The sequence below is a fragment of the Amycolatopsis sp. NPDC054798 genome (assembly GCF_053611505.1).
In genome coordinates this window covers 64,458-82,812 of sequence record NZ_JBSHAM010000010.1, presented here as the reverse complement: position 1 = coordinate 82,812, position 18,355 = coordinate 64,458, and the positions used below count along the sequence as shown (strand labels likewise).

Here is an 18,355-nt window from a genome sequence, read left to right as displayed (position 1 = left end):
TCGGGTGAACTACGACGAACTGCGCGCCGGACACGACTGGGAAGTCCCGTCGCGCTACAACATGGCCGCGGACGTGGCCGACCGCCACGACCGCGCCGCCACCGCGCTGATCTTCGAGGACCACCTCGGCTCGCACCGCGAGATCTCCTGGGGCGAGGTGCAGGACCGCTCCCGCCAGGTGGCCGCGCATCTGTGGAACCTGGGAGTGCGCCCCGGCGACCGGGTGGCGGTGCTTCTCCCGCAACGGCCCGACACCCCGGCCGCCTACCTCGGCGTGCTGCGCACCGGCGCGATCCTGGTGACCATGTCCCTGTTGTGGGCCGACGAGCCGATCCGCTACCGGCTGGCCGACTCCGGAGCCACCGTGCTCGTGACCGAGCCCGAGGCGCGCGACCGGGCCGACGGCTTCGCCGGGCACATCGTCGAGATCGACGACCCGGCGATCGAAGAGCTGCCTCCGCGATTCGAGACCGTGGACACCGCGGCGGACGATCCGGCGCTGATCTTCTACACCTCGGGCACCACCGGCCAGGCCAAGGGCATCGTGCACGCCCACCGGACGTTGCTGGGGCACAACGAGTTCCGCTACTGCCACGACCTGCGGCCCGGGGACGTCTTCTACGGCGCGGGGGACTGGGCGTGGTCGATGGCGAAGCTGCTGGGCCCGCTGCGCGCCGGCGCGACGCAGCTGGTCTACCGCCCGGCCGGCGGGTTCGATCCCGAAGGACTGCTCGATTCCCTGTCCCGCAACGGGGTCACCACCGCTCTGGTGAACCCGACGTTCCTGCGCAAGATGGCCGCCGACGTGCCGGACGCGGGCCTGCGCTTCCCGCACAAACTGCGGGTGGTGTGCTCCTCGAACGAACCGTTGACCGCCGATCTGATCGACTGGTTCACCGGGCAGTTCGGCGTGCCGCTGCTGGACTACTACGGCTCGACCGAGTCCTACCCGCTGGTCGGCAATTTCCCCGGCGTACCGGTGAAACCCGGTTCGATGGGCCGTCCGCTGCCGGGCTGGGACGTCGCGCTGCTGGACGCGCGAGAGCAGCCCGTGCCCCAGGGCGAACCGGGGGAGATCTGCCTGCGCGCCCGGTCGAACCCGCAGTACCCGCTGGGCTACTGGAACCGGCCGGAGGACTCCGCGGCGGTGTTCGGCGGCGGCTGGTACCACACCAACGACCAGGCTTTCGCCGACGAGGACGGCTACTTCTGGTTCCTCGGCCGCACCGACGACGTGATCAAGACGTCCGGGTACCGGGTCAGCCCGTTCGAGGTGGAGCACGCCCTGCGGGCCCATCCGGCGGTGGCCGACGCCGGGGTGGTCGGCGTTCCGGACCCGGTGCGCGGCCAGGCGGTCAAAGCCTGGGTGCAACCCGCGCCCGGTTACGACGGCGGCGACGCGCTCGCCGAAGAACTGCGCGCGTTCGCCAAGGAGACCTACTCGCGTTTCGCCTACCCGCGGCACATCGAATTCGTGCAGGTGCTGCCCCGCTCCGCCACCGGCAAGATCCGCCGGGCCGACCTCCGGGACCGCGATCGCGGTACCGGCACCGACTGACGAGGAGCCGGCCAATGACCGTCCGGACCGAACAGCCCGCGAGCCTTTCCCGCGGCAGGCGGAAGATCGCGCTCGCCTCGGGGATCGGCAACTTCACCGAATGGTTCGACTCCGCCGCCTACGCGACGATGTCCTCCACCATCGCCGCCGAGTTCTTTCCGAAGAACGACCCGTCCGCGGCGCTGCTGGCCACGTGGGCGATCTTCGCGGGCGGTTTCGTCGCGCGGCCGCTGGGCGCGGCGTTCTTCGGGCACTACGGGGACCGGATCGGCCGCAACCGGACGCTCGCGCTGAGCGTGCTGCTGATGAGCGGGGCGACGTTCCTGATGGGCGTGCTGCCCACGTACTCCGCGCTCGGGGTCGCCGCGCCCATCCTGCTCTTCGTCCTGCGGACGCTGCAGGGTTTTTCCACCGGCGGCGAGTACACCGGTGCTTCGGCGTTCATCATGGAGCACGCGCCGGACGGCAGGCGTGCCCGTTTCGCCAGCACCGTGCCCGCCACCGTCGGCCTGGCCAGCGTGGCCGGATCGGCGGTCGGGGTGCTGCTGACCTCGACCTTGTCCTCCGGTGCGCTGCACACCTGGGGCTGGCGGGTGCCGTTCCTGCTGGCCGGCCCGCTCGGGCTGATCGGGCTGTATCTGCGCCGCCGGGTCGAGGACAGCCCGGTGTTCCGGCAGCTGCAAAGCGAGAACTCCGTGCAGCGCAAGCCGCTGCGCGACGCGCTTCGCTCGCACAGACGGCAGATCTGCACGCTTTTCGGCTACAGCATCACCAACGCGATCGCGTACTACCTGATGAGCAGCTACATGATCACGTACATGGCCGACCAGCTGCACTACTCGCGCACCCAGGCGCTGATCGCGAGCGTGGTGTCGATGCTGTGCTACAGCGCGGCCTGCCCGTTCATGGCCTCGGCGAGCGACCGGTACGGACGCAAACGGATGCTGCTGGTGTCGTGCGTCGGGTTCGTCGTGTGCACGCTGCCCGCGTTCGCGCTCATGCACGCCGGATTCGCCGGGGCGCTGGTCGGCACCGCCGTGCTCGCCGTGCTGGTCGCGGTCATCGGCACGTCGAACGTGCCCGCGATGGTGGAGATGTTCCCGGGCCCGGTCCGCGCCAGCGGCTCGGCGATCGGCTACACCGCGGCGTATGTCCTCTTCGGAGGGACAGCTCCGTTCGTGGCGACCGGGCTCGTCTCGCTCACCGGCAACTCGCTGGCGCCGGGGGTTTACCTGATGGCGATCGCGGTGGTGTCGTCCCTGGTCGTCGGATTTGCCTTCCGGGAGACCAAGAACCTGGACCTGGCCCGGCGGTGAAGCCGGGCCAGGTCCAGCGGCTCAGCACTCGGTCGCAAGTTTCGGCACGACACGGTCGGTGAGATAGCGGTCGATGTGCGCCCGCGCGCACCCGTTGCCGAAATACAGCGTGTGCCCGGTTCCTTCGTGCCGGACCGATCCGCTTCCCGGTACCTGCGCGAGGACCCTGCCGACCGCGTCGGACTCGTTCCACGCGCCCGTGCCGAGCAACGGCGGCAGGTGCCGGGGCAACGGCTGGGGCGGATTGGTCACCGGGGCCGGCCATCCCTCGCACCGCAACAGGTTCATCGGGATCGGGGCCGAGGCGCCGACGTGCGGCGCGGTTCGGCGGAGCCGGTCTGTCGTGGCGGCCAGGCGCCGATAACTGCCCGCACGCGGCCAGTCGAGGCATTCCACCGCGGCGGGAGCCGGGACAGCCGGGTAGGGGAGGTTCGCGCCGGGCCGCGCGAATCCCGAAGCGTCGCCGCGCTCGGCGTCCCGGATGGCCTCGGCCAGTTCGCCCCAGCGTTCCTGGTTCCGAAGCGCGACGGACAGCCCGAGGGCGCGCAGATCCCGGCCGCTGTAGCTGACGCCTGCCGCGGGGGCGGGAATCGGCTGACGGTCCGCCGCGGCGGTCACGTCGCGCCAGCGGCGGGACACATCGCTGCCGTGCATCACGCAGGAGGCATTCGTGGCACACCAATCGAAAAACCGTCGCAGGGTGCGCTCATTGTCCTGGGCGAGCGCGCCGAGTTCGGCCTGCCAGTCTGCGGTGCTGTGGCTCCAAGTCCCGTCCAGCACCATGGTGCGCACCCGATGCGGGAACAGCCGGGCGTATGCCTGACCGAAGAAGCCGCTGTAGGAGGCGCCGTAGAAGTTCAGTTTCGGCTCGCCGAGTGCGCGCCTGATCGCCTCCATGTCCCTGGCGTGGTTCGCCGAATCCACGCGGTCGAACAGCTCCGGGTCGGTGTCGCGGCATTTCGCCGCGTCCGCGCGGTTCGTCGCGGCGAGCTTTTCGAACTCGGCTTCGTTCCGCGGGTATTGGGGGACTGCCATGGTCCGCCAATCGCACCGCAGGGGCGGGGTGCTCATGCCGAGACTGCCGGGGCCGCCGCGGATGTCCCAGGTGACGATGTCCATCCGGCGGCGCAGCTCGCCGTAGTGCTCGCCGAGGTAGTCGCCCAGACCTCGCACGTAGCCGCCGGCGGGACCGCCGAAGGCGGCCAGCACGGTGCCTTCGGCGAGTCCTTCGGCTTTCAGCCGGCCGAGCGCGAGTGTCATGGTTCGACCGCGTGGTTTGGACCAGTCCACCGGGACGTCGAGCGTCGCGCATTCGATCCCGAACTTGCCGCCGCCCTGCGGGCACGGTCCCCAGGCGAGGCGCGGTGCGGAGGCCGGTTCCGCGGCCGCCGAGGCGACCGTGAGCGGTGCGAGCGCGACGACCGCCGCGGCGGTGACGAGTCGGCGGAGGTGTCGTTTGATCATGCGCCAACCGTTCCGGACGCGCCCGGTCGCGCACATCTGCCGGAAATCCGATTTCCCGGCTCTGTCCAGAGGCATAGCCGGAGCACCGATACCGGCGCCGGCTCTGTCCCGAGACCGACATCCCACGGCCGGATGTGCGCGGCGACCGGCACCGATAGCGTTGCGCCATGGACGAGTCCGGCCAGGCGCCACCGTTTGCCAGGCTCGGCCGCAAACACCTGATCGCGCTCGACGGCCTGCTGGCGCTCGAATACGCCATCGTGCTGGTGGCAAGCATCCTGGCCAGGCACGGGAGCTGGACCGAGTGCCTGCTCGCCGCTGGTATCGCGGGACCGTTGGCGGTACGGCGGATCTGGCCTCGTACAGTCTTCGCCGCGGTCGCCGGACTGTCCGTTCTGGCGGCGATCCTCGGCCTGGTCGGCGAACCGTTCTTCGCCGCCGCGTTCGCGCTCTACACCGTCGCGCTCGCCAAGCCGAGACGCGCCCGGATGACGACCAGAGCGATCCTGGCTGCCAGTGTGGTCGGCGTCGTCGCGCTTCCCCTGGTCGGCCTGTACCCCGCCATAGGGAACGACAGCAGCGAAAATCTGCTCCTGGTCGGCGCGCTCGCACTCGGCCTCGCCTGGACCCTCGGCCGCGCGGTTCAGGCTCGACGGACCTACGCCGCGTCGGCAGCACGGCGGATGGCCGGGCAGGCTGTCGCTGAGGAACGTCTGCGGATCGCCCGGGAACTGCACGACATCGTCACGCACGGCGTGGGCCTGATCGCGGTCAGAGCCGGTGTCGCCAACCACGTCCTCCGTTCCCGGCCCGACGCCGATCCCGAGATGGCGGAGGCGCTCGCGGACATCGAGACGGCCGGGCGCAATTCGCTCGTCGAGATGCGCCGGATGCTCGGCGTGCTGCGCCCGGACCGGGACCACGCCGAGGACAGCCAGTTGCGCCCGCAGCCGGGGCTCGACGGCCTCGACGAACTCGCCGGGCTGGCCGCACCAGCGGGAGTGCAGGTCGAACTGGACGTGCAGGGCACGCCACCGCTGGCCGCGGGCATGGAGCTGACGGCCTACCGGATCGTGCAGGAGGCGCTGACCAACGTGATGAAACACGCCGCTCCCGCACGGTGCGCGGTGACTGTCCGGGCGAGCGCGGCCGACCTCCGGATCGACATCGTCGACGACGGAACCGGCCACGGCAGCGCGACCGAAGGCGGCAGGGGGCTGATCGGGATTCAGGAACGGGTGCTGATGTACCGAGGAGAATTCACCGCAGGACCGCGGCCGGACGGCGGATTCGGGGTCTCCGTGCGACTGCCTCTCGCCACGATCCCCGGGACGGACGAATGAACCACGCCGACGCGGCTCCGATCCGCGTCCTGATCGCCGACGACCAAGCGTTGCTGCGCGGCAGTTTCCGTGCCCTGCTGCAGACCGCGCCGGACCTGGTCACGGTCGGCGTGGCGGCGACCGGGGCGGAGGCCGTCGCGCTCGCCGCGGTCCACCAGCCGGACGTGGTGCTGATGGATGTCCGCATGCCGGAGATGGACGGCATCGAGGCCACCCGCCGGATCTGCGGTTCTCCCGAGACCGCACGGACGCGGGTCCTTGTCCTCACCATGTTCGACCTGGACGCCTACGTCCATGCCGCGCTGCGCGCCGGGGCCAGCGGCTTCCTGCTCAAGGACACGCCCCCGGCCGGTTTGCTCGCCGCGATCAGAACCGTCGCGGCCGGTGAGGCGTTGCTGGCCCCCTCCGTGACCCGCCGCCTCATCGCCGAGTTCTGCCGCGGAACGCCCGCGCCGCCGCCCACCGGCGAACTGGCCGCGCTGACCGCCCGGGAGCGGGAAGTGCTCGCCCTGGTCGCGCGCGGCCTGTCCAACGCCGAGATCGCCGCGCACCTGCAGCTCGGCAAGGGCACCGTGAAAACCCACGTCAGCCACTTGCTGGCGAAACTGGCCGTGCGGGACCGCGCACAGCTGGTCATCGTCGCGTACGAAACCGGGATGATCACGCCAGCTCGGTGAGTGCGCAGCGCCTTTTGCCTTCGGAGAGGAGCCTTGCCTCGTCTGCCAGTGGCATGGTCCGACGGGCTGGGCGCCCGCCGATACGTCGACGGGCGTGGTCACAACCGAATAGGCGGCCCGCCTGAGCACCGGCACTCTTCATTTCGGGGACGGCCAGCCGCAACACCTGGGCCCGGTGACGGCGACCGGTAACCACCGCCTCTGCAGGTCGGCCACACTCTCCGGATGACCGTGCAAGGGATCGGTGCCATTCACAACACCGTGGTGGTCGGCCCGCCTCTGCACGATGTTCCACCGGCTCGCCGCTCACGCTGAAGGCGAAGCAGACCGTCGGGGGCTCCTTGCTGGCCTGATTCTGGCGGCTGGCGTTCGCGCTTTCGCACGGCCGTGGTGCCCGCGGCGGTTCTCGGCAAACACGACGTCCGCGACGGGGCCGAGCCGCGCAGTCGGATGTCGCCGTGGGTGCGTCGGTGGCGAAACTGGTGATCCGGGCCGGGGCCTGGCCGTCGAGAAGGACCAGCAACCGCCGAAGCGGTCGGGTGCGGCGATGGCGCTGTCGGCGAACACATCAATCGCAGCTCCGCCGGGTGTTCTCCCCGGCGAGGTTGTCGCGGCGTCCGCAACCCTGCCCGGTCGGTGAGCCGCGGTTTCGGCGGTGCTCAGGGCAGACCGGCTTCGCCGACGTCAGAGGTCGAGAATCGTGACGGTCACCTTCGCGATGTCCCCGGGATCGAGTTTCTCGGCTTTGCGTACCGCGCGTTTCACCGGCAGCACGTAGCCGCGCGTGCTGTCCGGGAAGATCGAGGTTCGCCAGGCAGTGCTGCCGACCCGGACCTGCACGCGCAGTGATCCGAAGCCGCGGCGCGGTCCGCCCAGCTCGCGGATTTCGTCCGAGATGTCACCGGGCAGGCTGACGAAGGTCCAGGTGTCGGTCCGCCGCGCGTCCCAGATCCACAGCTCAGCGTCGAAGTGCACTTCCATGTCGCCACCTTCGCATGCGGCACCGACAGTTTCCCGGGGCGATCCGCGCGAGCTCAACATCATCGGCTGAGCGAAGGTCTGAACTTGGGTGCCCGGCGACGCCGCAGCGGTGTCAGAACGCGAGTTCTTTGAGCCGAGGACTGCCGGGGGCGAGGCGTCGCGCGGTGGCGAGGGCGCTGCTGATGGCGGATTCCTGGCTGTCGATGTACTGGAGGTAGTGACCGGCGAAGTGGATATTCCCGTCGCCTTGGGCAGCTTGGAGGTGGGCGCGGGAGCGGATCGCGGCTGGGGTGAGCCGGAGTTGCCGGAAGTCTGCGCGGGCGAGTGGTTCTCGTGGCGGCTGGGGCCGGTGGGTGGTCCAGCTTTTGAAGACGTGGGCGCCGCTGATCGGGCCGTACCAGGTGGTGGTTTCTGCCCATCCATTGTGGACGGTGATGGTGTTGGTGGACCAGTGGTGCCGGTCTGTGGGCAGGTAGGCGGCGTCTGTGTGGGCGGTGACGGTGACGTCCACGTAATCGAAAGCGCCAAGGGCTGTGCATACCGCCGTCGTGCCGGCGAGTGGTTCGAGCAGCCGGGAGGCCTGGCCAGGGGGTAGGGCCAGGACGAGCCGGTCGGCGTGGTGGTGGTCTCCCAGGGCGTCGGTGATGTCCAGCTCGTCACCGAATTAAACAATAGGGCTAGTGATGCTGAGTGCGGAAATGCTGCATTGGCGCGTCGAAATCAATTGGCGAGCTCGCAGGTTCGGTTCGCCCATGCTGGCTCGGCCTCTGCTTGCCAACGTGGTTTCGGCGGCGAAGTCCACCGGACAGTCGCCGGGCGGAGTGCAGTCGAAATCGTTTCGAAGACAGCCCGCAGAGCGTTTGTCGGGTATCTTCGGCGTGCGTTGTGCCCGGCTGCGGTGGTGCGATGGTCGGGGCGGTTGTCTTGGCAAGACGGATTTCGGGAAGGGACGAACGTGGTGCTGGGGCGCGGATTCTCGTGAGCCGCCCGGACGTTCGGCGAATGTCGTGCGCGGCAGTGTGGCTGTCAGGGTGCGTCGTCGGGTGCGTGGCATTCGCCGGGGCACTGCTGTCTTCCGGCGACGGGCATGCAGCGACGTGCCCGCCGCGGGCACCGGCCGGCTGTTCTGAGCCGTCGGAGGCACCGTCACCGACGTTGTCCACGACGCGGCTGCCTCCCTCTCTTCCGCGTCCCATGCCGCCGCCGTCGCAGTGTCCTCCTCGTGCCCCGGCCGGGTGCGGGACGGAACCGGGGACGCGGACGACGCCAGCGATGACTACTGCTCCTGCGTCGGGGTCGTCTGCCCCCGCGCCGCAGGCGGAGGTGCCGCCGACGCAGGGGGCACAGCCGGATCGAACCCGGGGCCCGGAACCTTCCGCGGCCGTCGTCGCGCCGTCTGGTGGCGACCCGTCCGCCGTTGCCGATCCGGTCCCTGAGCCGGTGCCCGCAGGCAGCGCTGGGGTGATGATTGTTCCGGCTCAGGACGCAGGGCCCCGGCCGGAATCGTCCGGACTGGACGATCCGTTGACCGACGCGGTGGTCGTGCTGGCGGTCGCGATGGCCGGGGCGGCCGGCGCGGCCGGCAGGTCTCATTGACCGGTCGGGTGTACCTCCTCGCGGACGTGGTCGAGTCTGGCGGTGTCGATCGTCAGGGGGCCTTGGTAGGGGTGGCGGATGAGGACGAGCAACACGATGGCGGCGGTCACGGTCGCGGTTTTCGCCAACAGGGGGATCAGGGACGACAGCGAATGGGGCAGGCCCATGATCAGGCTGTGCCCGACGACCAGCAGCGCCGTGATGACGACGCAGAGCAGCAAGCCCAGGGGGAGTTCGGTGGTGCTGTCGCGGAGGCGGGCTTGCCGGGCGTCGAACGCGGCGCTCCAGTATTTGGCCGCTTCGCTGCAAGCGGTGGTGGCGGCGGAATCGCGTGGCGCGGTGGTCAGAATGCCGGTATAGAGGCCGGTCAGCGCGGTGTAGGCGTTCTCCGAGGATTTTCCGTGCGGCAATAAGGGCCATTCGTCATCGACCACGGTTTTGAGGTAGCTGACCACTTCACCGCGCAGCCGGGCGCCGTCGGGCAGCATGCTCACTCCGGTGGAGAGCTTGAGCAGGCTGGTGCTTTCCTCGACGACGTGATCTCGCGCGTGGTCATAGTTCTGCCAGGCGATGATCGCACTCATCGCGAAAGCGGCCAGGAACAGGGCGTTGAACAACGCGCCGCACGGGCCGGTGGTCTGATCGTGCCAGCGTTGCCGTCGCACGCCGAGACGGGTCCGGCGCAGCCCGACCGCCAGCCAGCCCACCAGCGCGGTGGCGGACAACGCGGCCAGGACGCACCAGAGAACTACCCCGGCCATGGCACGCCCCGGAACATGACGGAAGCCGGACCCGTCGTGGTCATCGCGAGCCGGGCAGTGCGAGGACGATCAGGACAAGGACGACCAAGATTGTCGACGGAGCCGCGATCAGCACTCGGCCGATATCCGGCGGCAGGGCACGAGCCGATCGGGATCGCGGTGTCACCAGCGAGCATGAACTTCGGTTTCCTCGGGCGTCGACTGAACTATCCGATGGCCTGTGCTCCGGCGGACACGGTGTTGTTGGCCAGCACGGGATCGGTGTCCACTGAATGCGTGTCCGGGTCGGGCATGACGTTGGCGATGCCCCAGAGCGTCTGGACTGGCGCGCCGGGCTCCGCGGTGAGCGGGATCGGGACGGTCGTCTCCGCGCCGGGAGCCAGCACGCGGGACAAGCGGCAGCGTACGACTTCCGGCGCGGCGGGCTCGGCCCCGGTGAGCCGGTACTCGCACCCGTCGGGCAAGGGCTGGGTGTGGTCCACGCGGACGAACGGCGGGGTGACCAGTGCCAGCCGGACCGGGCCGGAGGTGGCACCGGGGCCCCGGTTGCCGGCGGTGAACACCTCGGGGTGCGACCGGCCGGACGCCAGCGCCGGGAGGTCGGTGGTCAGGTACAGGTCTGTGGCGTGCTGAGCCGGCGATCGCGGCGGCCGGGCGGGATTCACGGTGGCCGAAGGAGTTCCCGAATTGTCGGACGCGTTCCGTTCGATATCGGTCGACTGCGCGGCGGGCAGCACCGTCCCGGTTCCCCACAGCACGCCGCCCGGTGCGATGTCGGCGACGGTGATCGGGACGGGCAGTGTCTGGTTCTGGCCGGTTTTCAGCGGCGGGAGCACGCATCCGAGGACTTCGGGCATCGCGGGGTCGCCGCGATCGGTGTAGGACACCGAACATCCGGCGGGGAGCGGGCCGGAACCGGTCCGGACGAACGCCGGAAGGGCGATCGCGAGCACGGCGGCCCCGGTGGCGTCGGCCCCTGCGTTGTCCACGGTGAAGGTTTGCGTTCCGCTGCCGCTCGCGGCGACGACCGGTGCGTCGTAGAACAGCCGGAAATCGACGTCGTGCCCAGCCCCCGCGGCCGACGCGGCAGGGGCGCTGGCCGCGGCCAAGGTCGCCGCGATCAGCACGGCGCACAACTGCGGCCGAATCCTGTTTCGCATCAATTCTTCACCTTTTCACCGTAGAAATTGATGGCAAGTACCCGCCAGGAAAAGTTCCCGGAACTCCGGCGGTCATCCCGTCATGCCGCCAAAACGGGTGAGTTCCGGTTTGGCGGCACTCACGGCCGTATCGATAGCGCGGCCGGGTACGCCGCTGCGGTCAGGAATGCGCCAGTGACGGAAGGGTCATCGCTGGTTCAGTTCCAGCGCGGCGCGCACCGCGCTTTCCAGTGCGCCCTCGATCCACGCTGGTTTGAGACTGGTGTGCTCGCCCGCGAAGTGCACTCGTCCCTCGACGGTCCGGGTTGCCGTGTGGTACTCGTGCAACTGTCCGGGCGTGAAAATGGCTGCCTCTCCCAGCGCGTACCGGTTGCGAGCCCAGGACTGCGTGACGCCGTGACCGGTGTATTCGTCGTAGACCTGCCGTCCGAACATGCGAGCCATGTTGTCCAGCGCGAAGGCGTAGCGTTCGTCGTCGGTAAGCGAGTCCCACCGCATCGCGTCGTCGGACCAGGTGTAGGAGGCGAGTGCTACGCCGCCGGGAGAGCCTGGAACGTGCGAGGGGAAATAGGTGAACCGGTTGGCGTTGTCGGTCACGCAGCCGCCGCCGGTGAAACCTTGCGGGCCTTTCTCCCAGAACCGGGTCTTGAACTCCAGCAGGACCTTTGTCGCCGCGTCGTAGTGCAAAGCCGCGATCGTCCGCCGTTTCGGATAGGAGAGGGCGGGGGTGAATTCGCAGAATCTCAGCGCGGTCAGCGGCACGGCGACGATCGCGTAGTCGGCGTCGAAGACTTCGTGCTCCTTTGTCGGACCGCCGGAACCACTTTCTTCGGCTCCCGTCTCGGAGACAGCCCGGATCCGCACCCCGCCGGCGGTCTGGGCGAGCTCTGTCATCCGGCGGTCGCGGCGGATCACCCCGTGGCGGTCCAGCTTGTCGGTCAATTTGTCAGTGAGCGACGCTGTGCCGTTCTCCAGTTCCCAGTACCGCGAGCCGGGGTTGATCAGGGCATGGTCCATCAGCGCGGGGAAAAGCGAGCAGTGCAGCCGGGAGGTCAGGTTCTCCAGCGTGCCGGCGGCTTCGAGGTCGGCCAGGCTCCATCCGGCCGTCTCCACTAGGTAGCGGTGGGTGGAGTAGTCGTCGTAGGTCCGGATGAGCCTGGCCCACTCTTCGATCTGGTGCTCGATCCTTCCTGTCGCCGGGACTGTCACCGCGGCGAATGTCGCATCTACAGCTTTGGCGGTGGTCGTGCCCAACCGCGTACCGAACGACTGGTTGATCGCTGCGGGGTTGGCCGCGTACTGGCTGCGCGTCACTTGAATTCCGTTGACGCGCATCAGAGTGCGTCCCGTCGGCGCGGGCGGCTCGAAGCGGGTCGTCGCGCCGTTGGCCCATGACTGCCCGGTGAAGGAGCGGTACGTCACCGGCGGCAGCGTGCCGATCGGTTTTGCGCCGGGGGCGACGTCGGCGTTGTAGAACAGCCTGCGCCGGACGCCGAGTTTGTCGGCCAGCGCGAGGACCATCGGATGGACGTCGGGCAGCCGCATCGCACCGGCCTCGGCATACAGACTCTTGTCCGCGAAGACGCCGCGGAAAGTCTTGATGCGTCCGCCGGTGCGATTGGCGTTCGCTTCGAGAACCGTGACGGTGTGCCCGGCTTCGCGCAGCAAGTCGGCGGCCGCCAGGCCGGCGATGCCTGCGCCGACAACAAGAATCCTCTTGGGTTTCGAGGTCTTTGCCAGACCGTTGTCGATGAGGATCTTGAGATAGCCGAGCTTGAGGTCCTCGCCGTCGTCGCCGACAAGCAGCAGCTTGCGCGCCAACTCCCTGCTGGCGTCGTCGGCTGTCGCTGATGGTTGAGGAGCGGCTGACGCGGCGTCGCCGATGCCGGTCAGAGTTGCTCCTGCCGCCAGCGCCGCGGCACCAAGAAAACCGCGCCTCCCCATCATCGGAGGACGTTGAGTGATCACGCATGTACACATAGTTGATGGTCTGGCGGCCGACAACAGCGGCCACCCTTTCGATGGAACATATTGAGCTTATGGCGGGGACCTCTTTCCCCGGGACGATCTGCGCTGCTCGACGCCCATGCCGAGCCGAGGTCGTCTGCACCGGCCGCCGCGGCGCTGCGCGCTTGTACGACTTGTTCTTCGAAGACGTCGAGCGCTGGCTCGTCCGCCGCTGCCCGGACCTGGCTCGGCCTCGTCGTTCTCGGCAACGCCCGGCCCGCGTTCGTCGCGGGACGAGGCGCTGCGGCCGGTGCACAACGCCGCTCCCTTGACAACCGCTGGCGCCGCTGAGGCTCATGGGGCGGCAGAGAACCTCCTGCCGCCCAACGCTCACAGGTGTTTGCCGAAGAACTCGGCCAGCTTCTCCGCCGCCGCACCGACCGCCGCCGGACGGTCGTAAAGGTCCACATGGGACGCTCCGGCGACCCGGAACATCTCCTTCGGACCGGTCGCGCGCTGGAACGCCTCGATGCTCATCCACGCGGTCTCAGCGCGGTCGCCGATGATCAGCAGCAGCGGCCGCGGGCCGAGCAGCGAGAGCGGCGAGAAAGCGTCGAAGAACGCGAGCCGGTCGATGCTGTCCCAGGTCAACGTCTTGGCGGACCGGGAGTGCGCGCCACGCGGGGTGCAGTAGTACTCCCAGCCTTCGTAGGCGTGCTCGCCGGCGGCACGGGCTTCCTGTTCGTTCGCCGGGAAGACCGGCAGGCCGCCGGAAGCGGTGCGGGAAGCGGTCAGCATCGCGTCGAACACCGCTGGGTCCTGGGTTCCGTCGGAGCCCAGGCGCAGCTGGCGGGAAACATCGGCGGCACTGACCGTGGCGACAGCTCGCACCCGGCGGTCGGTGGAGGCGGCGGTCAGCGAGTAGCCGCCGGACGCGCAGATGCCGAGCAAACCGATCCGTGCGGGGTCGATGTCCTCGCGGCTGGTCAGGTAGCTGACGGCGGCTTTGAAGTCCTCGACTCGCTGAGCCGGGTCTTCGAGTCCGCGCGGCAGGCCCTCGCTTTCGCCCTGGTAAGCAGCGTCGAAGGCGAGAGCAGCGTAACCGCGCGCAGCCATCAGCTCGGCGTACTTGCCCGCGGTCTGTTCCTTGACGCCGGTGCCCGGGTGCCCGACGACCAGCGCGGGATGCGGACCAGGGGCGTCCGGAAGATAGAGGTGGGCGGCGATGCGGAGGTTGTTGCTGGGGAAGGAGACGTCGTTTCGCATGCCTCCAGCTTCGGCGCGGTTCAGAGCCGGAACCAGGGACAGTGCTGCCTATGGACCCCAGTACCAGGCAAACAGCGCGACCCACCCGGCACACTGGAGACATGGCAAACGAACTGGGCGAGTTCCTGCGCGCCCGCCGAGCGGCGCTCGACCCGCGGCAGGCCGGGTACCCGGACGACGGAAGACAGCGGCGTGTCCCCGGCTTGCGCCGCGAGGAGCTGGCTCAGCTCGCACACCTCAGCATCGACTACATCGTCCGCCTCGAACAGGGCCGCACGAACCGCGTGTCCCGGTCGGTGCTCGACGCGCTCGCCGATGCCCTGCAACTCGCACCGGACGAACGCTCGTACCTCTTCACGGTCGCCGACGTCGCGCCGGTCTCGCCGCGGCCCCCGGCCCGGCCTGAGGTCGCGCCCCGGCTGCGGCAGCTGCTGGACACGATTCGCGACGTCCCGGCCATGGTGCTGCACCGCAGGATGGACGTGCTGGCCTGGAACCGCGGGAGCGCCGCATTGCTGACCGATTTCGAAAAATTGCCGGTGCCGGAAAGAAATCTGATCCGGCTGACCTTTATGGACGAATCGTTCCGCTCGCTGTACGCGGACTGGCCGCGGGCCGCGCGCGAGTGCGTCTCGGTGCTGCGGATGGAAGCCGGCCGGACACCGCACGATCCGGCGCTGAGCGCGCTGGTCGGCGAACTGAGCGTGCGGGACCCGGATTTCCGGCGGTGGTGGGCGGATCACCAGGTGCGCGGGCCGCGTGCGCTGTCGAAGGTCTATCGCCATCCGGTGGCCGGGAAGCTCGAACTCGACGTCCAGCAGTTCACAGTGGACACTCATCCGGAGCAACTGCTGGTCGCCTATACCGCGGAACCGGGCTCACCGAGCGAGGAGGCGCTGCGGTTCCTGCTGCAATGGTCTCCCGAGCGAGCCCGCTGAACCTTGGGGAGTCCGCAGACCTCGCCGTCGCGCAGTGCTGCGCGGCCTCTCGTGATCTGGCCCGCTCTTCGGCTCACCCATGGTTAGCACGCTTGCCTTTGATGCCCGCATACGCGAATAAGGCGCTCAGCAGCGCACGGCCCGCGCAGATCACAATGCCGAGGATCAGGTAAAGAGTCGAGGTATGATTCACAGCCATCACTGCGCCGATGATAGCACCGCGAGCAGCGCTAAACTGGCTGCGAAGATTCCGTGCGGAGGTGCCGGTTTGGTGCCGTCGTGGTTCATCGAGTTCTCCTCTTCTGAGTCTTGCGAAGCGCGAACCTCAAGGCGAATCCCATCACCGCTGTGCCAAGGACCGCCAGAACGAACAATATCGGCCAGTTTGGCGGAATCTGCAGCGCAAAGTAGAAGAAAGCAGCAGCAAGCGCAACGAGAATTGCGGCACATTTCCACATATATTTCTTTTGATCTTCCGTGGTGGGCTCATGACGTTCCATTGTGCCGCCTCCCAGGGTTCGCAGTACGTGGCCAGCAGCGCTGCGCTCCATTGGCCGCGCTGATCTCTATCGACGAGTCAGAAACTTCGTTATCTTGCCGCTCACGCCACCTCCGGCCGATCCGATGATGCCGCCGACGGCACCACTGAGGAAGCCGTCCCGAACTTCACCGGAATTGCCTCCGCCGATCAGTGCGCCAGCCCCGCCGCCAAGTCCGCCAATCAGCGAACCATGCGCAACACCCGCGATGAGGCAACCGATGCCGCCGGTCGCGAAGCAAGCGGCACCAGTGAGGCTGGCTGCCGCCAGCCCACCCACCGCGCTGCCGATATCTGTTCCCAAGTTCACCGTGGAGTATGCGCGGTGGGATCGCTGTTGTTGATGGGGCCGTTATGGGCGTAGCCGTAGTGATTGGTTTCTTGTCCGGCGGGGTCGGGAGGTGAGGAAGCGGCCCCAGCCGGGGAGGTGCCAGCGGGAGTCGAGCAGTGGCTCGGGCTCGGCTCGTCCACCCATCCAGCGCAACCTGTGCCGCCGAAATCTCTCGTCGGCATTCGAGCTATGGCCGGTGAGCGACCGCAGCCTCAATGGCCGTGCTAGCCGCCCGAGGCGATGTGCGCGCGTGCCGCGGCGCGGTCCACGCCGAGGTGTTCCAGCAGGTCGGCGACCGGGTCGGGGCGGTTGCGGGTAAGCAACGCGAGCAGGAGTTGGCGGAGGGCTTGAGTGTTTCTGTTCTTGCGCGTGGTTGTCTTGATCGCCTGGTTGATGGCAGCTCTGGCGCTCGTGGTGAGTGCGGTGGCCGGAACGGCGGGATGTGTGCGCACTGCTCTGGGTTGAGGTGCCTCATCGACATCGAGCCCGATTGCGCGCAGTGCGGCCGCGTCCAGTTCTGCCAGCGCGGCTCGGGCGGCAGCCAGGTCCGCGCCGAGCACATCCGCGCCTGGTGCGCGGGTGCTGGCGACCTCGGCTGCGGCGAGCAGGCCGAGCAGGAGGTGCTCGGTGCCGATTCGCCGGTCGCCACGGCGTCTGGCTTCCTCGGCCGCGGCTTTCACGGCGACGACGAAGGGGCTTTTCTCCGCGCCGAACATCGCGATCCCTCACTTCCCGTACTTGGCGTGCACGGACTGGCGTGACATGCCGAGTGCATCGCCGATCTGCTCCCAGGTCCACCCTTGCTCCCGGGCCAGCGAGACCGAGACAGCCTCGACCTGCTCGGCGAGTCGGTGCAGCGCGCCGACCGCGCGTAACCCCACAGCGGGGTCGGCTGACCTGATCTGCTTGGACAGTTCTTCCAGCTCCACCGCGTCAGGCTAGATTGACAGCCGGGATTCTGTCAATCTAGCCTGACAGGCATGGACGAAGTTGTGATCATCGGGGCGGGTCCGGTCGGGCTCATGCTGGCGTGCGAGCTGAGCCTGACCGGTGTGGTGCCGGTCGTGCTCGACAAGCGGCCAGGGCCGGGCGAGGTGCCCAAGGCCAACGGGCTGGGCGGGCAGATCATCGAGTTGCTGGACCACCGCGGGCTGCTGGAGCGGCTGAGTGCGGGCAGCCCGTTCTGTGGTGTCCCGCCGGGGTTCCCGTTCGGTTCGGTCCCGCTGCGCTTCGCCGGAGCGGACGGCATCCCGTTGCGCCTGCTGATGATCCAGCAGCCCCGGCTGGAGCGGCTGCTGGGCGAGCGCGCGGACGAGTTGGGGGTGCGGATCCGGTGGGGCCACGAGCTGACTTCGCTCACCCAGCACCAGACCGGCGTGACACTCGACGGTGCGGGTTTCCGCCTGGAGGCCGGCTATGTGGTGGGCTGCGACGGTGGCCGCAGCCGGGTCCGGGAGCTTGCGGGCATCGACTTCCCGGGCACGACGGACGACGAGGTGCTGCGACTCGGTCACTTCGCCACCGACACGAGGACCGGAGTCTTCGACAGCCCCGACATGACCGGGCTGCGGCCGGGCTGGAACCGAACCGAGGGTGGGCGGCTGATCCTCGCCTCGCTCCAGCCGGGCGTGCACCTCGTGGGCGTGCGGGAGAAAGGAACCCGTACTCCGGGCCCGGTCACGCTTGGCGAGTTCCAGGCGGCCGTCCGCAGGGTGCTCGGCAGGGACCTGCCGCTGGGCGAGCCCACCTGGCTGTCCAGCACGGTGGCCCAGGCCCGGCTCGCCGAGCACTACCGGGCAGGCCGAGTGTTTCTGGCCGGGGACGCCGCCCACCTGTTCCCCGCGGGCGGTTCGTCGCTCAACATCGGCATGATGGACGCGGTCAACCTCGGCTGGAAACTGTCCGCCCGGCTTCACGGCCGCGGCCCGGAGGACCTGCTCGACACCTACGAATCCGAGCGACGGCCCGCCGCGGAACGCGCCCTTGTGCACACCCGAGCCCAAGCCGCGCTCGACCGCCTAGAAGGCGAGGACGGCGAGGCCCTGCGCACACTGCTCACCGAGGTGTTCGCCTACGAGCAACCGTTGCGGCACCTGGCCGACCTGCTGCACGGCAGCGACACCCCATACGCCGCCACCGGTCAGCCCCTGGTCGGCCGCCTGGTGCCCGACCTTCCGCTCACGACCGGCACCGGCGCACGACGGGTGGCCGAACTCATGCGTCGAGGCCGTCCCGTCCTGCTCGACCTGGGCGCCGAGACGAGGCTCAACGGCGGCCAGGACGACTGGATCGACGTGGTCAAGGCCCACTGCGACGATCCGCCCGCTGATGCGTTGCTGATCCGCCCGGACGGCAACGTGGCCTGGGCCGGCGCCGACGGGCTCACAAAAGCGATCAAGACATGGTTCGCCCCATCCGGCGGAACGGCGAGCACCGCGTAGACAGCGGAACAAGCCAGCGGATGGCTTAACCGCACCGC

General features: G+C 69.0%; 19 protein-coding genes. 7 read left to right on the top strand and 12 right to left on the bottom strand.

Annotated elements, in window-relative coordinates:
- Window positions 1-4: 4 nt before the first annotated feature.
- Together ACWGIC_RS09140 and ACWGIC_RS09135 are read left to right on the top strand one after the other, a co-directional pair.
- A complete protein-coding gene (locus ACWGIC_RS09140; protein ID WP_452075378.1) occupies window positions 5-1,558 on the top strand; it encodes an acyl-CoA synthetase in 1,554 nt (517 codons plus the stop codon).
- A 14-nt stretch (window positions 1,559-1,572) separates the two neighbouring features.
- A complete protein-coding gene (locus ACWGIC_RS09135) occupies window positions 1,573-2,874 on the top strand; it encodes an MFS transporter (protein ID WP_452075377.1) in 1,302 nt (433 codons plus the stop codon).
- A gap of 21 nt (window positions 2,875-2,895) precedes the next feature.
- Here the strand turns inward: ACWGIC_RS09135 and ACWGIC_RS09130 are convergent, their stop codons facing one another.
- Window positions 2,896-4,338 carry an alpha/beta fold hydrolase gene (locus ACWGIC_RS09130; RefSeq protein ID WP_452075376.1) on the bottom strand — a complete coding sequence of 481 codons (1,443 nt, stop codon included), beginning with the start codon at window positions 4,336-4,338 and terminating at the stop codon, window positions 2,896-2,898.
- A gap of 167 nt (window positions 4,339-4,505) precedes the next feature.
- Between ACWGIC_RS09130 and ACWGIC_RS09125 the strand changes: the two genes are divergently transcribed.
- On the top strand, window positions 4,506-5,681 hold the full coding sequence (locus ACWGIC_RS09125; protein ID WP_452075375.1) for a sensor histidine kinase: 1,176 nt from the start codon (window positions 4,506-4,508) through the stop codon (window positions 5,679-5,681).
- Window positions 5,678-6,358 carry a response regulator gene (locus tag ACWGIC_RS09120; protein ID WP_452075374.1) on the top strand — a complete coding sequence of 227 codons (681 nt, stop codon included), beginning with the start codon at window positions 5,678-5,680 and terminating at the stop codon, window positions 6,356-6,358. Before ACWGIC_RS09125 ends, ACWGIC_RS09120 begins: the two co-directional genes overlap by 4 nt.
- Before the next feature lie 684 nt (window positions 6,359-7,042).
- On the opposite strand, the gene ACWGIC_RS09115 is transcribed toward ACWGIC_RS09120, so the two are convergent.
- Window positions 7,043-7,339: a DUF1905 domain-containing protein gene (locus ACWGIC_RS09115; RefSeq protein ID WP_452075373.1), complete on the bottom strand. Its 297-nt coding sequence runs from the start codon at window positions 7,337-7,339 to the stop codon at window positions 7,043-7,045.
- A 112-nt stretch (window positions 7,340-7,451) separates the two neighbouring features.
- Window positions 7,452-7,850 carry an FAD-dependent oxidoreductase gene (locus ACWGIC_RS09110; protein WP_452075372.1) on the bottom strand — a complete coding sequence of 133 codons (399 nt, stop codon included), beginning with the start codon at window positions 7,848-7,850 and terminating at the stop codon, window positions 7,452-7,454.
- A gap of 953 nt (window positions 7,851-8,803) precedes the next feature.
- Between ACWGIC_RS09110 and ACWGIC_RS09105 the strand changes: the two genes are divergently transcribed.
- Complete coding sequence (locus ACWGIC_RS09105) at window positions 8,804-8,935, top strand: hypothetical protein (RefSeq protein WP_452075371.1); 132 nt, start codon at window positions 8,804-8,806, stop codon at window positions 8,933-8,935.
- On the opposite strand, the gene ACWGIC_RS09100 is transcribed toward ACWGIC_RS09105, so the two are convergent.
- The 4 genes from ACWGIC_RS09100 to ACWGIC_RS09085 all read right to left on the bottom strand — a co-directional run bounded on the left by ACWGIC_RS09100 (window position 8,929) and on the right by ACWGIC_RS09085 (window position 14,069).
- Window positions 8,929-9,660, bottom strand: coding sequence for a bestrophin-like domain (locus ACWGIC_RS09100; protein ID WP_452075370.1), 732 nt, complete (start codon window positions 9,658-9,660; stop codon window positions 8,929-8,931). The genes ACWGIC_RS09105 and ACWGIC_RS09100 overlap by 7 nt on opposite strands.
- A 242-nt stretch (window positions 9,661-9,902) precedes the next feature.
- Window positions 9,903-10,856: a hypothetical protein gene (locus ACWGIC_RS09095; RefSeq protein ID WP_452075369.1), complete on the bottom strand. Its 954-nt coding sequence runs from the start codon at window positions 10,854-10,856 to the stop codon at window positions 9,903-9,905.
- A gap of 186 nt (window positions 10,857-11,042) precedes the next feature.
- Window positions 11,043-12,860, bottom strand: coding sequence for a flavin monoamine oxidase family protein (locus ACWGIC_RS09090; protein WP_452075368.1), 1,818 nt, complete (start codon window positions 12,858-12,860; stop codon window positions 11,043-11,045).
- Window positions 12,861-13,193: 333 nt separating this feature from the next.
- The gene (locus ACWGIC_RS09085) at window positions 13,194-14,069 is read right to left on the bottom strand and encodes an alpha/beta hydrolase (protein ID WP_452075367.1); all 876 of its coding nucleotides are present in this window, start codon (window positions 14,067-14,069) and stop codon (window positions 13,194-13,196) included.
- A gap of 101 nt (window positions 14,070-14,170) precedes the next feature.
- On the opposite strand from ACWGIC_RS09085, the gene ACWGIC_RS09080 reads away from it, so the two are divergent.
- Window positions 14,171-15,007: a helix-turn-helix transcriptional regulator gene (locus tag ACWGIC_RS09080; RefSeq protein WP_452075366.1), complete on the top strand. Its 837-nt coding sequence runs from the start codon at window positions 14,171-14,173 to the stop codon at window positions 15,005-15,007.
- Between the two features lie 73 nt (window positions 15,008-15,080).
- Here ACWGIC_RS09080 and ACWGIC_RS09075 read toward each other — a convergent pair whose 3' ends face one another.
- The 5 genes from ACWGIC_RS09075 to ACWGIC_RS09055 form a co-directional block, all read right to left on the bottom strand.
- Window positions 15,081-15,209, bottom strand: coding sequence for a hypothetical protein (locus ACWGIC_RS09075; RefSeq protein WP_452075365.1), 129 nt, complete (start codon window positions 15,207-15,209; stop codon window positions 15,081-15,083).
- An 82-nt stretch (window positions 15,210-15,291) separates the two neighbouring features.
- Window positions 15,292-15,507: a hypothetical protein gene (locus ACWGIC_RS09070; RefSeq protein ID WP_452075364.1), complete on the bottom strand. Its 216-nt coding sequence runs from the start codon at window positions 15,505-15,507 to the stop codon at window positions 15,292-15,294.
- Window positions 15,508-15,573: 66 nt separating this feature from the next.
- Window positions 15,574-15,855, bottom strand: a complete 282-nt coding sequence (locus ACWGIC_RS09065; RefSeq protein WP_452075363.1) for a hypothetical protein — start codon at window positions 15,853-15,855, stop codon at window positions 15,574-15,576.
- A gap of 245 nt (window positions 15,856-16,100) precedes the next feature.
- Window positions 16,101-16,592: a Clp protease N-terminal domain-containing protein gene (locus tag ACWGIC_RS09060; protein WP_452075362.1), complete on the bottom strand. Its 492-nt coding sequence runs from the start codon at window positions 16,590-16,592 to the stop codon at window positions 16,101-16,103.
- A gap of 9 nt (window positions 16,593-16,601) precedes the next feature.
- Complete coding sequence (locus ACWGIC_RS09055; protein ID WP_452075361.1) at window positions 16,602-16,805, bottom strand: hypothetical protein; 204 nt, start codon at window positions 16,803-16,805, stop codon at window positions 16,602-16,604.
- A gap of 51 nt (window positions 16,806-16,856) precedes the next feature.
- On the opposite strand from ACWGIC_RS09055, the gene ACWGIC_RS09050 reads away from it, so the two are divergent.
- On the top strand, window positions 16,857-18,317 hold the full coding sequence (locus tag ACWGIC_RS09050; protein ID WP_452075360.1) for an FAD-dependent monooxygenase: 1,461 nt from the start codon (window positions 16,857-16,859) through the stop codon (window positions 18,315-18,317).
- Window positions 18,318-18,355: the final 38 nt, after the last annotated feature.

Coding starts and splice junctions, on each gene's coding strand:
- ACWGIC_RS09135 (WP_452075377.1), top strand. CDS start 1,573: ATGACCGTCCGGACCGAACAGCCCGCGAGCCTTTCCCGCGGCAGGCGG.
- ACWGIC_RS09130 (WP_452075376.1), bottom strand. CDS start 4,338: ATGATCAAACGACACCTCCGCCGACTCGTCACCGCCGCGGCGGTCGTC.
- ACWGIC_RS09125 (WP_452075375.1), top strand. CDS start 4,506: ATGGACGAGTCCGGCCAGGCGCCACCGTTTGCCAGGCTCGGCCGCAAA.
- ACWGIC_RS09120 (WP_452075374.1), top strand. CDS start 5,678: ATGAACCACGCCGACGCGGCTCCGATCCGCGTCCTGATCGCCGACGAC.
- ACWGIC_RS09115 (WP_452075373.1), bottom strand. CDS start 7,339: ATGGAAGTGCACTTCGACGCTGAGCTGTGGATCTGGGACGCGCGGCGG.
- ACWGIC_RS09105 (WP_452075371.1), top strand. CDS start 8,804: ATGATTGTTCCGGCTCAGGACGCAGGGCCCCGGCCGGAATCGTCCGGA.
- ACWGIC_RS09095 (WP_452075369.1), bottom strand. CDS start 10,856: ATGCGAAACAGGATTCGGCCGCAGTTGTGCGCCGTGCTGATCGCGGCG.
- ACWGIC_RS09085 (WP_452075367.1), bottom strand. CDS start 14,069: ATGCGAAACGACGTCTCCTTCCCCAGCAACAACCTCCGCATCGCCGCC.
- ACWGIC_RS09080 (WP_452075366.1), top strand. CDS start 14,171: ATGGCAAACGAACTGGGCGAGTTCCTGCGCGCCCGCCGAGCGGCGCTC.
- ACWGIC_RS09070 (WP_452075364.1), bottom strand. CDS start 15,507: ATGGAACGTCATGAGCCCACCACGGAAGATCAAAAGAAATATATGTGG.
- ACWGIC_RS09060 (WP_452075362.1), bottom strand. CDS start 16,592: ATGTTCGGCGCGGAGAAAAGCCCCTTCGTCGTCGCCGTGAAAGCCGCG.
- ACWGIC_RS09050 (WP_452075360.1), top strand. CDS start 16,857: ATGGACGAAGTTGTGATCATCGGGGCGGGTCCGGTCGGGCTCATGCTG.